This window comes from Paraburkholderia sp. RHO2 (assembly GCF_050955445.1).
Lineage (GTDB): Bacteria > Actinomycetota > Actinomycetes > Mycobacteriales > Mycobacteriaceae > Prescottella > Prescottella agglutinans_A.
The window spans coordinates 1,324,868-1,340,876 of the sequence record NZ_CP162617.1 but is presented as its reverse complement, the minus strand read 5'-3'; the positions used below and the strand labels follow the sequence as shown (position 1 = coordinate 1,340,876).

Below are 16,009 nucleotides of genomic sequence, written 5' to 3'. Positions count from 1 at the left end.
GCCGCATCACCGGCCGGGTAAGAGCCTAGTCGCTGGGGGTCACCGGACCGTCCGGCAGGTCGCCTTCGGTGGCCTCGGCGGCGTCCGCTTCGTCGCTCGCCCGCTCCCCGACAACCGCGTCGACGGCGACCTCGATGGCCTCGACCGGCTCTGCGACCTCCCCGCCGGAAGGTTCGTCCGCCCCGGTCGGGGCTGTCGGTTCCGACACGATCTCGGCGTCGACGACCGTCTCCGGCGGCGCGGTGGTCTCCGTCGCTGCGGTCGGCTCGGTCGCCGCGGCCGCCTGTTCCAGTTCGGGTACGGCCGCCGATCGGTACCTCAGGGTGGGACGCTCGAGCCGCTTCACCTCGAAGCTCGGCTCGCCGGCGGGCGCCTCGGTCGATACGCCTTCCCGGTCCACCGACTCCGCCTCGTCACCACCGTCTTCGGTGCTGTTCCGTCGCGCGAGGAGCACCCCGACGACGACGCCCGGCACGGCCAGCCATCCGAAACTGACCAGTCCGAAGGCCAGGGGTTCGACCCCCACGAACCCGTAGGAGCCGATATCGCCACCGGCCAGCGCACCGGCCACCGCGGCGAGCACACCGACGCCCGCCGCCGCGCACAGCACGGCGTACGCGGTCTCCGCGACCGGCAGGCGCAACCGCCCGCAGTCACGACCGAGCAGGGCTCCGACCGTCACCGGTACGACGAGCAGAACGGGCCACGCGCTGCCGACCAGGTCGGTGGGGACACCGCCGAGCACGGGCACCGGCGGCACCGGTCCACCGACGATCTCGAACACGCTCAACGTCGTCCCGCCGGCGTGCGCCGTGCCGCCGACGAGCACCGCGACGGCACCGACCGCGACGTTCGGCAGGTACAGCACCGACAGCACGGTCAGGCCGAGTACCCCGGCGAATCCGGAGTCGTCGTCCAACAGGTCACCGACCTCGGACCACGACCAGACGAGCGACGCGACCGTGACCGCGGCACCGGCGGCGAAGAGCAGGCCGGCCGCGCGCGCGGCGGGCCGGGCGATGGAAGGCAGCCATTCCGGGGCGCCCACCCGGGCGCACTCGGCGGGGCCGATCACCACCACGACGCCGGCGCACGCCGCGACGAGGTGGATGCCCACCACGCAGGCGAGGGCTTCGAGCGCGCTGGGCGCCGCCAACGGGATCACGACGGTGGCGTCGGTGATCACCGCGAGCGCGATCAGGGTCGCCGCCAGCGGACCGGCGACCGCGGCCGCGACGACGCGCGCGGCGTCCTGAAGTGACGACTGGGGATTCACCGCCCGGGCACAGCCCCGCGCGACAGCCCACACCAGCACCGCCGTCGGCAGCAGCGGGAGGATCCCGAGGGGTGCGTCGGTGATGGTCAGCGACACCTGGTGCAGCGCCAGCCAGCCCGCCGCGATCGCGCCGACCGCGCCCGTCAGGTCGCTGTTCGACGACACCAACGTCACGAGCACGGCCGCACTGATCAGGACGATCGCGACACCCGTGGGACGCAGCGCCACACCGACCAGGGCACGCACCTGCTCGGACGCGGGGTCGGGGCGGCTGGAAGTGTCGCGGCGGGGGCCGCGAGCAAGCAGAGAAGTCATCGAATCGAGGGTCGCACCCGCGCGCGGCGGCGCCCCTCAGGCGCGCCGAGGCGTGGTGGGGCGCACTGTGTCACTTCTTCTCGTCGTCGTCCTCGCGCGCCTGCGCGTCGAAGGCCTGCGTGGGTGCACCGGACGCGTCGGCACCCGGTGTCCCGGACGGCGCGCCGGACGATTCGCCGGGCTGCGAGGTGTGCGGCTGGGCAGACGGGGACGGCGACTGCTGCGGCATGTGCTGCGTCGGCTGCTGCGCCTGGTACGCCTGGAACTGCCCGTAGCCGGCCGTCGGCTGCTGCGGGTAACCCTGGGGCGCCTGCCCGGTCTGGCCGTAGCCGGGCATCTGCTGCTGCGGGTAGCCCTGCGGGGCGGCATAGCCCTGGGGTGCCCCGTACCCCGGCTGCGGGGCCTGCGGGTTGTATCCCTGCGGGTGGCCGTAGGCGGCCGGGTGGACGTGGGTGCGCGACGGCCGCGGCTGCGGCATCTTGACGATGCCGGCACCGAACAGGAAGACGGCGACCGCGATCACCGCCTGGACGAACGAGAGGACCAGGATCGCGATCCCACCACCGGCGAGGCTGCCGCCACCGGGCAGGCTCAGCATGAAGACGAACGACACGAGGAAGCCGACCAGCGAGGCGACCGCAGCCGGAGCGGCGTGTTCCTGCTTGGGCAGCAGCGACAGCCCGGCGAGCAGACCACCGGTCAGCAGGAACGCCAGCGGGAGTGCGCCGCCGCTCTCGAACGCGTCCTGGGTGAACGAGAACCCGAAGCCGACGGTCGTCGAATTCTCGACGTACGGCGCGAAACCGAGCAGGAAGTTCACGATGCCGAGAGCGGCCACGGCAAGTCCGAGATAGAACGACAGGTTCTTCGTCCCCGTCTCGGTCGACGCCTGCGAAGGCTGCCCGTAGGACCCTCCGTCGGTGTAAGTCATGTCTGCTCCTCGTCGGTGAAACGCAACGCCTTGAACGCTACCCGCAATCGCGCATCAGCCGTGATCGATGCAGCGCCGTGCGCTCACGCCCCCACGACCCGCCCGGATCCGAGTGCGTCGACGAGTGCGGCGTGGTCGCGCTCGGTGCGGTCCGCGTACGCGCGGGCGAACGCCGTGATGGCCTCGTCGAACCCCGTACCCGAGCCCATATACGCGGCGATCGCGACCCGATCTCCGGAGCGGGCGTGGGCCTGGGCGAGCACTCGCCCGCACAGCCGGCCGTAGATCTCCGCCCCGACCGGGGTGGCCCCGTCGACGGACACCGATGCCTTGGCGTCCCGCAGCTGACGCACGTAGTAGTCGCGGCGCACGCCGTCGTACCCCACCCCCTGCTGCCATCCCAGGAAGATGTCGCTGGCCGCCTGCATCACCCGCTGCCCCTCGACCACCCGCTGCCCCTCACTCGGGTACTTCGGACCGTCGACGTGACGCGCCAGCACGGACTCCTGCGCCTCCTTCGCCTGCAGGAACAGCGGATCGTCGTCGTCGAGCCCCCGCAGCAGCAGGATCCAGGCCCGAGTGCCCACGCTGCCCACCCCGACGACCTTCCGCGCCGCCTGCATGAACTCGAACTGTTCCAACGGGATCCGGCACTCGCGCTGCAGCGTGCCGGCGTACTCGCCGAGCCGGGCGCGCAGCTCACGATAGAGCCCGTCGGCGTCCGCGTCGGCGTACACCTCCTCGATCGGCACGATCAGCGGCGGACGGCTGACGATCCGCCGCTGCCCGTCCACCAGCGTCGTCAGCTTCCCCAGCGCTTGGACGCTGTCGGAGTTCCACGACTTCTCGACCAGCTTCCTGCTGCTCTTGCGGGTCGCGGAATCGAGTTCGTCGCGCAGCTGCGCCAACTCGCTCGTCGGTTCGACGTGCGCGTACCAGACCGCCAGGTTGCCGAGTCCAGCCTGCCGGACCATGGTCTCCCGGTACGCGGCGACGCACGCGCGGGTGATGCGCGAACGACGCTTTTCGCCGAATCCGAGTTGGCGGCAGGCGACCTCGAAGCTGGCGACCAACCGTTTGACGTCCCATTCGAAGGGCCCGGGGTAGGTCTCGTCGAAGTCGTTGAGGTCGAACGCGAGCCGCCGTTCCGGGGTTGCGAAGATGCCGAAGTTGGCGAGATGGGCGTCCCCGCACAGCTGCACCCGCAGACCCGTGTCGGGCGTGCGCGCCAGGTCGTCGGCCATGACGACGGCTGCGCCGCGCAGAAACGCGAACGGCGCCACTGCCATTCGGCTGTATCGGACGGGCACCAGGTCGGGGATCCGCGTCCGGGCCTGCTCCTCGAGCAATCCGATCGGGTCGCGCTGCGCACCTGGTCCGATGTCGACGAGCGCCTCGAACGGCACGCGGCGACGTGCCTCCTCACCGCGGCCCGCGCGGTCGTTGCGGGTGGAGAACTCTACGACGTCGGTCATGGCGCCTCACCTCGGCTCGGGTCGGGACCGCCCCATTGTCTCCCCACGGCATGTCCGCGACAGCGGAAAAGGGAAGATGAATCATGCCCTTCACGTTGCCTGCCGGTTCCGACGTCGTCGCGGAGACCGAGGTGAAGCACTCCCGGTTCATCGCGGCGCTGCGGCGAGTCGACACCCCTGCCGACGCGCAGGCGTTCGTCGACGAACAGCGACGGCTGTACCCGGACGCGCGACACCACTGCTGGGCGTACATCACCGGCAACGAGCCGTCCGAGCGGGCCGAACGGTCGGGTGACGACGGTGAACCGGGCGGCACCGCCGGGATCCCGATGCTGCAGGTGCTGCGGGCGCGCGAACTCGTCGACGTCGCGGCCGTCGTCACCCGCTACTTCGGCGGCATCAAGCTCGGGGCCGGTGGACTCGTGCGGGCGTACTCGGGTGCCGTGGCGGCGGCGGCCGACACCGCGAGCGCCGCTCCGGGGTGGCTCAGCCGCGAACGCCTCGAACTGTTGTCGCTCGACGTCGGGCACGACACCGCGGGCCGTCTCGAGGCCGAACTACGCGGACGCGGGATCCCCGTCGTCGACACCGCCTACGCCGCCGAGGTCACGTTCACGCTCGCGACGAAGGATCCCGCGCACCTGGCGGCCGTCGTGGCCGAACTGACCGCCGGCGCGAGCGAACTCACTCCGGCAGGGGTCCGGTGGGTCGACGTGTGACACGCGAACGGCGCCCGCAGCCGGACGAAGTGTCCTGGCTGCGAGCGCCGTTCGTGAGATCCGACCGGATCAGAGGTTCTTCAGGATCTCCCGGGCGAGAGCCGCGGTCTCGGACGGCGTCTTGCCGACCTTCACGCCGGCCGCCTCGAGGGCGTCCTTCTTGGCCTGCGCGGTGCCCGAGGAACCGGAGACGATGGCGCCGGCGTGGCCCATGGTCTTGCCCTCGGGAGCGGTGAAGCCCGCCACGTAGCCGACGACCGGCTTGGTGACGTTGGCCTTGATGTAGTCGGCGGCACGCTCCTCGGCGTCGCCACCGATCTCACCGATCATCACGATCAGCTTGGTCTCGGGATCCTTCTCGAACGCCTCGATGGCGTCGATGTGGGTGGTGCCGATGACCGGGTCGCCGCCGATGCCGATGGCGGTCGAGAAGCCGTACTCACGCAGCTCGAACATCATCTGGTAGGTGAGGGTGCCCGACTTGGAGACCAGGCCGACCGGGCCCTTGCCCGCGATGTTCGCCGGGGTGATGCCGACGAGGGCCTCCTCCGGGGTGATGATGCCCGGGCAGTTGGGGCCGATGATGCGGGTCTTGTTGCCCTTCTCCACGTTGTAGGCCCACGCGTAAGCGGAGTCCTGCACCGGGATGCCCTCGGTGATGACCACGAGCAGCGGGATCTCCGCGTCGATGGCCTCGACGATGGCGTCCTTCGAGAAGGCCGGGGGAACGAACGCGATCGAGACGTCCGCGCCGGTCTCCTTCATGGCCTCGGCGACGGTCGCGAAGACCGGCAGCTCGACCTGGTTGCCGTCCTTGTCGGTGTGCGAGACCGTGGTGCCGGCCTTGCGAGCGTTGACGCCACCGACGACCTGGGTGCCGGCCTTCAGCATCAGAGCGGTGTGCTTGGTGCCCTCGCCGCCGGTGATGCCCTGGACGATGACCTTGGAGTCCTTGGTCAGGAAGATAGCCATTGTTGTGTGTGTCCCTTACTTCGCTGCGAAGGCGAGCTCGGCAGCCTTGTCGGCAGCCTCGTCCATGGTTGCGACGACCGTCACCAGCGGGTGGTTGGCCTCGGCGAGGATGCGACGACCCTCTTCGACGTTGTTGCCGTCCAGGCGCACGACGAGCGGCTTGTTGGCCTCGTCGCCCAGGGTCTCGAGCGCGCCGACGATGCCGTTGGCGACCGCGTCACACGCGGTGATGCCGCCGAAGACGTTGACGAAGACGCTCTTGACCTGCGCGTCGTTCAGGATGACGTCCAGGCCGGCAGCCATGACGGCAGCCGAGGCGCCGCCACCGATGTCGAGGAAGTTGGCGGGCTTCACGTTGCCGTGCTTCTCGCCCGCGTAGGCGACGACGTCCAGAGTCGACATGACCAGGCCGGCGCCGTTACCGATGATTCCGACCTCACCGTCGAGCTTGACGTAGTTGAGGTCGTTCTCCTTGGCCTTGAGCTCGAGCGGATCCGTCGCGTCCTTGTCCTCGAACTCGGCGTGGCCGGGCTGACGGAAGTCGGCGTTGGCGTCCAGGGTGACCTTGCCGTCGAGGGCCAGGATCTGGTCGTCGGGCGTACGGACGAGCGGGTTGACCTCGACGAGGAGAGCGTCTTCCTTGACGAAGACCTCCCACAGCTTCTGGATGGTCACGGCTGCGGCGTCGAGCACCTCGGCGGGCAGGTGGCCCTGCTCGGCGATGCTGCGCGCGAACGCGAGGTCGACACCCTTGACGGCGTCGACGGAGACCTTGGCCAGACGCTCCGGCTTGGTGGCGGCGACCTCTTCGATCTCCATGCCACCCTCGACCGAGCACATGGCCAGGTAGGTGCGGTTGGTGCGGTCGAGCAGGAAGGAGATGTAGTACTCCTCCGCGATCTCGCTCGCCTCGGCGACCAGGAGCTTCTTGACGACGTGACCCTTGATGTCGAGGCCGAGGATGTTCTCGGCGTGAGTCTGCGCGTCATCCGCGGTGGCGGCGTACTTCACGCCACCGGCCTTGCCGCGGCCACCGACCTTGACCTGCGCCTTGACCATGACCGGCTTGCCGATTTCCTCCGCGATCTCGCGGGCACCGGCGACAGTGTCGGTAACACGGCCGGCCGACGTCGGCACGTCATGCTTGGCGAAGAGTTCCTTCGCCTGGTATTCGAAGAGATCCATCTGCTCACCGTCTCGTCTGCGTTGACGCCCGCTCAGGGGTAGGAGCGGGTCCGTGTCGGACTTTAACTAGTTCAATCAATCGCCTATCGCCCGCCCACATGCTATGTGGGATATGTCACGCGACGACAGCCGTCGATGCACGCCTCAACGGCGGTCGCGGCGCCCGACGAGCGCCGCGCTCACCGCGAGGAGCACTACCGCAAGGATTGCAGGTGCGGCGCCGGAGGCAACGACCGGATCGGTCAGACGTCCAGCGGACAGCGGCCACGCGAGCACGTGGAGGGCGGCGACGACGGCCGCACCGGCGAGGAGCGCGGCCCCGCGCGCCGGCCGCGCACCCATCGCGACCAGCACCGCGACGACGATCGCCACCACCGACAGCACCTGCCCCCACGCGTCCCAGCCCCACGGCAGGCGACCGAGCGCGGCCGCGGTGCCGTCGCTGCCGCGGTACAGCGGCAGCGCGTATCCGAGCACGGTGGCGACGGCGGCGGCCGCCCCGACGATCAGTATCTGCTGCGGGGGATCGTGCGGCTCCGACGTATCGATGTCGTCACGTTCGACGGCACCGGCGATGGCCGCCAGGACGCCGGCGCCCGCCGCCGCGACGGCCGCGCACGTGACGAGGATGCTGCCCACCCCCAGCCTCACGCCGGGGAGCTGGACCGCGCTCAGGGCGGTCTGCGCGACGTCCGCGGCCGCCGCGACCACCCCGACCCACATGATCGCGAGGGCCGGGCGGAACAACACGGAGAACTCCGACATCAGCAGCCACACGCTCGTGATCGCCAGCAACACTCCGGCGACGAGCACCAGCCGGGTGGCGGGAAAGTCCGGCTCCGGCAGCCCCGCGGGCACGGAGAGCACCGGCAGCAGAGCGCCGACGCTCGCGAGCGCCCCGGCGAGCACACCGGTGGCACCGGCCGCGGCGTGCCACCGCAGCATCCGCTCATGGGCCGCGGCGCCGCTTCCGCGGGCGCCGGCGCGCGGCTGCGCCGGCTCCTCGAGCACGACCGCGGCGCGTCGTTCGCGCCGGCCGGCGACGACGGGGATCGACGATGCAGCCACCGCGAGGAGCAGGGCACCGAGCACGCCGCACACTGTTCCGGCGCCGGCTGCGAGACGGTCGTCCGCGAGGCTCGCCGCGAAACGGCTGCCGACCGGTCCGAGCGCGGCCAGGGCCGCTCCCCCGACGACGCCGGCGGCCACGCCGACGTCCACGGATGCCAGCGCTGCAGCCACGGCGATCAGCACGGCGACGGCCACGACCGCACTGCCGATTGCGATGGCGGCGTCGGACGCGATCGCGGCGCGCACCACGAGCACGGGATCACTCGAGGTGAACGGACGCGTGAACAGCGCCGCCGCGAGCGCGACGGCGGCGGCGAGCACCACCGTGACCAGCCCGCCCCCGACGCGCGCCCCTACCGGACGACCGACCGCGTCCGGATCGGGCGACGAGCCGTAACCGTCTGCGTGCGAGGCACGGTGGACCACGGCCAGTCCGGCGATCCCGGCCACCACGGCGCACACGTGCCCCGCGAGGACGAGCGCGGCACCGGGTCCGGTCTCGATGCCGCCGGCCGTCACAGGGCGGAACAGCTCGAGCCGGTTGGCGTCGATCGGGCCGCTCCACAACTGCACGTCCATCACGCACAGCCCCACCGACACGAGGCCGGCCCCCGCGAGCACCGCGCCGCCCGCCGGCGACCGACGGACGGTGAGGACCGCGGCCACCACGGGAACGGACAGCGCGAGCAGCACCGCCACGACGGCGGCCGCACCGACTCCCGGAATCCGCGTCGCATCGGCCGCGGAGCGCGCGACCGCGCCGAGGGTTCCCGCGGCGACCGCGAGCGCACCCACGGCGGCGAGCGCCACGGCCGCGTACGGCAGCAGACCGGGCCCGTCGTCACCGCGCCTCGCGGGCCGGTCGATCGTCCGTTTGCCGGTGGGCTCGATCGCTTCGGGCACCGCGCGCAGTTCGGTTGGGGAATCCACCCGCGCGACGCTAGCGGGTGTGCGCCGGATCGTCGCTCGAACAGGAATGTCGGACCGCAGATATACGTGATGTAACGCGGCGGGCCCGTCCCGATATATGAACGAGACCATTTGGCATGTTCGGCATCCGCCCAGTTCGCGCTGTGACGCCAGTCACATCTCCCGTTTCGTCCGGTCTTACGGGTTGCTCCCCTGCAACCGTTTCGTTACCGTCGCCAGGGTCTAAGTCACAGGCAGGTCACGGGCAGGAGGACGGAAAGGCACATGCGCCACCGCACTCAGTTCACCGCCAGCCGTTTTGTGAATCAACACGCTGACCCGGAAGCCTCCAGGTTCCCGGCTGCGGCAGATCACGAGTTCGAGCGTTGCAATCCAGCAGCGGAGCCGTCTCCGGTCACGCTGTCGGAACGGGCGGACGGCGTCGCAACCAGCTATCCGACGCCCTCGGGGGTTCGTTACCCCGAGGCGGAAAGATCTGAGATTCGTAGCGCCATGCTCCACAGTTCCAAGCCTGAAAATCACTACGACGCCGTCGATACAGACGAGGCGCCGACCGAGTACTTCACCCCCGCGGGGACGATCGATCCGACAGTCGATGTCGTCGCTCCCCGCCGCGGCGGCCAGCACCGCCTCCCAGCTCCCCCCTCCGCCCTGAAGGGCCGCGCCGCAGTCATCGCGGTCGCCGCCGGCGCAGTCGTCGCCGCAGGCCAGGCAGCCACCAACGGCCCGGCCGAGAATTCCGACCACTCCGAGGTCGAGCTCACCGCCTCCGGCTCCGTTGCCACCACCGCCGTTCCGCAGGCCGCCCAGTTCAGCGATGTCGCACAGAATTCCTCCGACAGCTCGGCACCGCAGGTCCTCGCCGTCGCCAGCCCGACCGACCTGGGCCAGTTCTCGAACCTCCTCGCCAAGGGTCAGCGTTTCAGCGAGGAGCGCGCCGCCCGCGAGGCCGCGGCCCGCCGCCCGCTGTTCGTCCTGCCCGCCAAGGGCACCTACACCTCGTCGTTCGGCGCCCGCTGGGGCACGCTGCACGCGGGTGTCGACATCGCCAATGCCATCGGCACCCCGATCTACGCCGTGGCCGACGGCGTCGTCATCGACTCCGGCCCGGCGTCCGGGTTCGGCATGTGGGTGCGCGTCCAGCACGCCGACGGCACCATCACCGTGTACGGCCACATCAACGAGACCCTGGTCACCGTCGGCCAGAAGGTGATGGCCGGCGACCAGATCGCCACGATGGGCAACCGCGGCTTCTCCACCGGCCCGCACCTCCACTTCGAGGTCCACCTCGCCGGCGAAAACAAGATCGACCCGATCCCGTGGCTCGCGACCCGCGGTATCAGCCTCGGCGTCGAGCAGCCCTGACGCTCGATCCGCAGCCACGAGAACGGCTGCGGGCCATGTGATTTCGCGTCGCAGCATACTCCACTGACACCCGCCTCCCACCTGCCCCTCTTCGCCGTGGCCAGGACGACTGGACTTCGATCCGGTGGCGGACGACACAGGCACATCCCAACAGGTCAAGAAATTTGACCCAAACCGTCAAGCTCGATCCGGCGTCTCTGGATACTGTCTCAATCCGTCGCCCTGGACGGGGCGTCGCCGTTATGGCTTCCGCGAGAACTGCGTTCGGCAGAACCGCGCATATCGACTTTGCGAGAAAGGATGTCGGCCTTGGCTGTTTATGATGTGTTCGGCCGTTCGGCGGTTGTGACGGGTGCGGGGTCAGGGATCGGTCGGGCGGTTGCGCTGCTCCTGGCCGACAGTGGCGCCAGTGTCGTCGTCCAGGACCTCAACGAAGAAGCCGGGAGCCGGGTGGTTGCGGAAATCGCAGCGGCGGGAGGCACTGCCGTTGCCGTCATCGGCGACGCGGCCCTACCGGAAGTCGCAGAGGAGTCCGTCCGTGCAGCCGCAACCCTTGCCCCGTTCAAGATCGCGGTGAACAACGCGGGGATCGTCGGAGGAGGTGTTCCGACCGGCCAGTTCCGTGACCAGGACTGGGAGAGGGTAACCCGCGTCAACCTCGACGGGGTGTTCCACAATGTTCGCGCCCAGGTCAATTCGATGTCGCAGAACGGTGGCGGCGCGATCGTGAACGTCTCTTCGATCCTCGGTAGCGTTGGCTCCGCCAACAGCTCTGCCTATGTCGCATCCAAGCACGCCGTCGTCGGTTTGACGAAGACGGTCGCCCTCGAGTATGCGGCGTCCGGTATCCGCGTGAACTCCGTGGGCCCGGGTTTCATCGACACGCCGTTGCTGAAAGATGCCGACCAGGATGCGCGGGACATCCTCGTCTCGAAGCATCCGATCGGACGCCTCGGTCGGTCCACCGAGGTCGCGCATCTGGTGTGCTTCCTTGCCAGTGACGCCGCGTCGTTCATCACCGGTAGCCACCACCTCGTCGACGGCGGCTACACCGCGCAGTAGCCTGTGCAGAATCCCTCGGCCCGGCCGGCGAGGTGTACCTGAGTCCTAGAGCTTGACCATCGGCACGCCGCCGATCAGCATCAGACGCACCTTGCCGGCGGACCCGAAGTCGATGGTGACGGTCGCGGTGGGACCGCTGCCCTTCGTCTCGAGGACCTTTCCGAGTCCGTACTTGTCGTGACTCACCCGGTCGCCGACCGCGAGCACCAGGTTGTTGTTGCGGCCGCGCGGCGCCCCGAAGCTGGGCGACGAACCCGCACCGCGGCCACCACCGCCGAATCCGGAACCGCCGTAACCGGATCCGCCGTAGCCCTGGCCACGCGGGCGACCGCCCCCGATCGCTCCCCCACCGCCGAGGACGCCGGGATCCTCGCGGCGCCAGTCCACCAGATCGGCCGGGATCTCTTGCAGGAAGCGTGATTCCGGATTGGTGACCGGTTGACCCCATGCGGATCGCACGATCGCACGGGTGAGGTAGAGCCGGTGCCGCGCCCGCGTGATACCCACGTAGGCGAGTCGCCGCTCCTCCGACAGCTCCGCGGGATCGCCGAGTGCCCGCATGTGCGGGAACTGCCCGTCCTCCCAGCCGGTGACGAACACGACGGGGAACTCGAGCCCCTTGGCGGTGTGCAGCGTCATGAGCGTGACGACGCCCTCGCCGGCGTCGGGCACCTGGTCGGAGTCGGCGACCAGCGAGACGCGCTCGAGGAACGCCGCGAGCGAACCCGGGTCGGGCAGGCCCTCGTCGTCCACGACGTCGTCGGGGGCCGCGTTCTCCGCGGCGAACGCGGCGGCGTTGCGCGCGTCGGAGCTGAACTCCCTTGCAACGCTCACCAATTCGTTGAGGTTGTCGAGTCGCGCGCCGTCCTGCGGGTCGCTGCTGAGCTCGAGTTCGCGACGGTACCCGGTGCGGTCGAGGACGGCCTCGATGATCTCGCCGATGTCGGTGAGGTCGTTTCCGTCGGCATCGGTGGACGCCATCATCGCGCGCAGCCCGTCGAGCAACTCGAGGAACGACGCGATCGCCTTCTGGGACCGGGTGTTCAGCAGCGGTACGACGCCCTCGGCGCCGGCCCGCAGCGCCTGCGCGAACCCGACCCCCTTCTGCTCGGCGTACACCGACACGCACGCCTCGGCGCGGTCGCCGATGCCGCGGCGCGGGGTGTTGAGGATGCGCCGCAGGCTCACCGCGTCGTCCTCGTTGGCGAGCACGCGCAGGTACGCGACGATGTCGCGCACCTCCTTGCGCTCGTAGAACCGGGTGCCGCCGACCACCTTGTACGGGATGCCGAGGCGGATGAAGATCTCCTCCAGCGCGCGCGACGAGTTGTTGGTCCGGTAGAAGACGGCGACGTCGCCGAACTTCGCGTCGCCGGCGTCGGCCAGGCGGTCGATCTCCGACGCGACGAACTGTGCCTCGTCGTGTTCGTTGTCGGCGACGTAGCCGGTGATCAGCTCGCCCTCGCCCGAGTCGGTCCACAGTCGCTTCTCACGCCGACCGGTGTTGCGGGAGATGACGGAATTCGCGGCCGACAGGATGTTCTGCGTGGACCGGTAGTTCTGTTCGAGCAGGATGGTCCGGGCGTCCGGGTAGTCCCGCTCGAACTCCTCGATGTTGCGGATCGTCGCGCCGCGGAACGCGTAGATCGACTGGTCGGCGTCGCCCACGACGCACAGCTCCGCCGGCGGGACCGTGTGCGGGTCGTCGCTGGGCTCCCCCACCAGCTCACGGACCAGCACGTACTGGGCGTGGTTGGTGTCCTGGTACTCGTCGACCAGGACATGCCGGAACCGGCGCCGGTAGTACTCGGCGACCTGCGGGTGCCGCTGCAGCAGCGACACCGTCTCGCCGATCAGGTCGTCGAAGTCGAGCGCGTTCGCGGCCCGCAGCCGCTGCTGGTAGTGCGCGTACACGCGCGCCACGAGCTTGTCGAGGTCGTTGGCATCATCAGCCGCGGCCGCAGCTTCGGCCTCGCCGGGATCGATCAGCTCGTTCTTGAGGTTCGAGATCTTGGTCGAGAGCAGCCGCGCCGAGTACCGCTTGGAGTCGATCTCCAGATCCTTGGCGATCATCGTCAGCAGGCGGCGCGAGTCGTCGGCGTCGTAGATCGAGAAGTTCGAGTTCAGACCCGGCAGCAGCGCGGACTGGGCGCGCAGGATCCGCACGCAGCTCGAGTGGAACGTCGACACCCACATGCTGTTGGCGCGCGGGCCCACCAACTGCGCGACGCGCTCGCGCATCTCCGCGGCGGCCTTGTTGGTGAACGTGATCGCGAGGATCTGGCCAGGCATCACGTCCCGCTCGGCGAGCAGGTAGGCGATCCGCCGGGTCAGCACGGCGGTCTTGCCGGACCCCGCGCCCGCGACGATGAGCAGCGGCGATCCCGCGTGCAGGACGGCCTCCCGCTGCTGGGGATTGAGACCTTCGAGCAGGGCGTCGGACGAGGCGGGAGAACGGCCTGCCGCACCGATCGTGGAGCCGGGAATCGTGTTCATCGTCTGTCCACGCTACCGGCGAAGTCCGACATTGCGGGAGGGGCCCGATACCGCAGGTGGTGAAGGCAGTCACCTCTGCTTGGGTTGCACTCCTTTGCGTGGCAAACTGGAGTGATGATCATTGCCGCACAGGGAGAGCCGGGCCGATGGCGCTCGCCCCGCGAGCACTGGCGATTTCCCAGCGGGTACCGACCGACGGTGCCCGCGGCCTGATCCCCCGCGCGCCCCGAGGTCCACACCGGATCCCGGGGCGTTCTTGTGAGCTGGACCCGGATTCGTAACGACTCGAGGGAACCGAACGAACCTAGTTCCGACACGAGGAGAAGATTATGAGCAGTCCGACCGCAACGCCTTCATCCGAGTCGCCCCTGCCTTCGAGCGAGGCCGAGATCGCCGAACTCCGCAAGGAGATCGACCGACTCGATGCGGAGATCCTCGCCGCTGTGAAGCGTCGCAGCGAGGTGTCCCAGATCATCGGCCGCACCCGGATGGCGTCCGGTGGCCCCCGCCTGGTCCACAGTCGGGAGATGAAGGTTCTCGAGCGCTTCAGCGAGCTCGGCCAGGAGGGACACACCCTCGCGATGCTCTTGCTGCGCCTCGGTCGCGGACGACTGGGGCACTAGAGACCTCCGAGAGCACCGAGCTCCACGCGTCGATCGAACTTCCCAGAACCGCCCGGTCTTCGGACCGGGCGGTTCTCGTGTGCGCCGAGGGCTTCGGGTGCGACGCCCCCGGACACGTCTCAGGTGAGCGCGATGTACTTGGTTTCGAGGTACTCGGCGATGCCCTCGCTGCCGCCCTCACGCCCGAAGCCGGACGACTTGACACCGCCGAACGGCGCCGCGGTGTCGGAGATGACGCCCCGATTGACGCCGACCATGCCCGTCTCGAGCGCGTCGGAGACGCGGAGCGCCCGGTCGAGGTCGCGGGTGTAGATGTACGCGGCCAGGCCGAACTCGGTGTCGTTGGCGGCGGCGATCGCCTCCTCCTCGGTGTCGAACCCGCTGATCGCGGCGACCGGCCCGAACACCTCCTCGCGCAGGATCCGTGCCGCCGACGGCACATCGGCGAGCACCGTCGCGGGGTAGAACCAGCCCGGCCCACCCGGCGCCTCGCCGCCGAGCAGCACCTTCGCGCCGGCGCGGACGGCGTCGTCCACCAGTTCCGTGACGGTGGCGAGCTGGTCGGCGTTGATCAGGGGGCCGAGCTTCGTCGCGGGGTCGATGCCGGGGCCCAGCTTCGACGCTGCCATGCGTTCGGTGAGCTTCGCGGTGAACTCGTCGCGGACGGCGTTCGCGACGTGGAAACGGTTCGCGGCGGTGCACGCCTCGCCACCGTTGCGGAGCTTCGCCAGCATCGCGCCGTCGACGGCCGCATCGACATCGGCGTCGTCGAACACCACGAACGGCGCGTTGCCGCCGAGTTCCATCGAGGTGCGCAGCAGCCCCGAGGCCGACTTCTCCACCAGCAGCCGGCCCACCGCTGTGGAACCGGTGAACGTGAGCTTGCGCAGGCGTGGGTCCGCGAGCAGCGGCTCGGTGACCGCACTCGAACGCGACGTCGGCAGCACCGACAGCACGCCCTGCGGCAGGCCCGCCTCGACGAACAGTTCGGCGAGCGCGAGCATCGTCAGCGGCGTCTCCGACGCGGGCTTGACGATCATCGTGCAGCCCGCGGCCAGCGCCGGTCCGATCTTGCGCGTGCCCATCGCGAGCGGGAAGTTCCACGGCGTGATGGCCAGGCACGGCCCCACGGGCTGTTTGCTGACGAGGATGCGCCCGTTGCCGGCCGGCGCGGACTGGTACCGGCCCTCCATCCGGACCGCCTCTTCGGCGAACCAGCGGAAGAACTCGGCCCCGTATCGCACCTCGGCGCGGCTCTCGGGCAGCGCCTTGCCCATCTCGAGGGTCATCAGCTGGGCGAACGTCTCCGCCCGTGTGGTGATCTTCTCGAACACCGAGCGCAGGAGCTCGGAGCGCTCGCGGGGCGCGGTGGCGGCCCAGTCCGACTGGGCGGCCGCGGCGGCGTCGAGCGCCTTGACCGCGTCGGCGGGGCTGGCGTCGGCGACCTCGGTGAGGACCTCTCCGGTGGCGGGGTCGTGAACGGGGAACGTGGCGCCGTTCTCGGCATCGACCGGGGTGCCCCCGATCCACAGTTTGGTGGGAACGGCACGAATCAATTCGGCTGAGTTCATATCCTCCATCATGCGCCG

12 protein-coding genes are annotated in these 16,009 nt (G+C 69.9%); 4 read left to right on the top strand and 8 right to left on the bottom strand.

Annotated features, from left to right (window positions below; all coding sequences use genetic code 11):
* Positions 1–25 precede the first annotated feature (25 nt).
* The 3 genes from ABTV10_RS06150 to ABTV10_RS06140 form a co-directional block, all read right to left on the bottom strand.
* Positions 26–1,591, bottom strand: coding sequence for a cell division protein PerM (locus ABTV10_RS06150; protein ID WP_499033252.1), 1,566 nt, complete (start codon positions 1,589–1,591; stop codon positions 26–28).
* Positions 1,592–1,661: 70 nt separating this feature from the next.
* Positions 1,662–2,522, bottom strand: a complete 861-nt coding sequence (locus ABTV10_RS06145) for a DUF5336 domain-containing protein (RefSeq protein WP_499033251.1) — start codon at positions 2,520–2,522, stop codon at positions 1,662–1,664.
* An 83-nt stretch (positions 2,523–2,605) separates the two neighbouring features.
* Positions 2,606–3,997 (bottom strand): DUF2252 domain-containing protein, encoded by a 1,392-nt coding sequence (locus ABTV10_RS06140; RefSeq protein WP_499033250.1) that lies wholly within the window; start codon positions 3,995–3,997, stop codon positions 2,606–2,608.
* Between the two features lie 83 nt (positions 3,998–4,080).
* On the opposite strand from ABTV10_RS06140, the gene ABTV10_RS06135 reads away from it, so the two are divergent.
* Positions 4,081–4,716, top strand: a complete 636-nt coding sequence (locus tag ABTV10_RS06135) for an IMPACT family protein (RefSeq protein WP_499033249.1) — start codon at positions 4,081–4,083, stop codon at positions 4,714–4,716.
* Positions 4,717–4,785: 69 nt separating this feature from the next.
* Here the strand turns inward: ABTV10_RS06135 and sucD are convergent, their stop codons facing one another.
* From sucD to ABTV10_RS06120, 3 genes are all read right to left on the bottom strand, one after another.
* On the bottom strand, positions 4,786–5,688 hold the full coding sequence (gene sucD / locus ABTV10_RS06130; RefSeq protein WP_280762629.1) for a succinate--CoA ligase subunit alpha: 903 nt from the start codon (positions 5,686–5,688) through the stop codon (positions 4,786–4,788).
* Between the two features lie 15 nt (positions 5,689–5,703).
* Positions 5,704–6,873 carry an ADP-forming succinate--CoA ligase subunit beta gene (sucC, locus tag ABTV10_RS06125; RefSeq protein WP_433610714.1) on the bottom strand — a complete coding sequence of 390 codons (1,170 nt, stop codon included), beginning with the start codon at positions 6,871–6,873 and terminating at the stop codon, positions 5,704–5,706.
* A gap of 144 nt (positions 6,874–7,017) precedes the next feature.
* A complete protein-coding gene (locus ABTV10_RS06120) occupies positions 7,018–8,874 on the bottom strand; it encodes a hypothetical protein (protein WP_499033247.1) in 1,857 nt (618 codons plus the stop codon).
* 492 nt (positions 8,875–9,366) lie between these two features.
* Between ABTV10_RS06120 and ABTV10_RS06115 the strand changes: the two genes are divergently transcribed.
* Positions 9,367–10,239, top strand: coding sequence for a M23 family metallopeptidase (locus tag ABTV10_RS06115; RefSeq protein WP_499033246.1), 873 nt, complete (start codon positions 9,367–9,369; stop codon positions 10,237–10,239).
* 309 nt (positions 10,240–10,548) lie between these two features.
* Positions 10,549–11,301: an SDR family NAD(P)-dependent oxidoreductase gene (locus ABTV10_RS06110; protein ID WP_499033245.1), complete on the top strand. Its 753-nt coding sequence runs from the start codon at positions 10,549–10,551 to the stop codon at positions 11,299–11,301.
* Between the two features lie 45 nt (positions 11,302–11,346).
* Here ABTV10_RS06110 and pcrA read toward each other — a convergent pair whose 3' ends face one another.
* Positions 11,347–13,797, bottom strand: coding sequence for a DNA helicase PcrA (gene pcrA, locus ABTV10_RS06105; protein ID WP_499033244.1), 2,451 nt, complete (start codon positions 13,795–13,797; stop codon positions 11,347–11,349).
* Positions 13,798–14,126: 329 nt separating this feature from the next.
* Here pcrA and ABTV10_RS06100 point away from each other — a divergent pair, with 329 nt between their 5' ends.
* A complete protein-coding gene (locus ABTV10_RS06100) occupies positions 14,127–14,420 on the top strand; it encodes a chorismate mutase (RefSeq protein ID WP_127915154.1) in 294 nt (97 codons plus the stop codon).
* A 119-nt stretch (positions 14,421–14,539) separates the two neighbouring features.
* Here the strand turns inward: ABTV10_RS06100 and ABTV10_RS06095 are convergent, their stop codons facing one another.
* A complete protein-coding gene (locus ABTV10_RS06095) occupies positions 14,540–15,991 on the bottom strand; it encodes an NAD-dependent succinate-semialdehyde dehydrogenase (RefSeq protein WP_499033243.1) in 1,452 nt (483 codons plus the stop codon).
* Positions 15,992–16,009 lie beyond the last annotated feature (18 nt).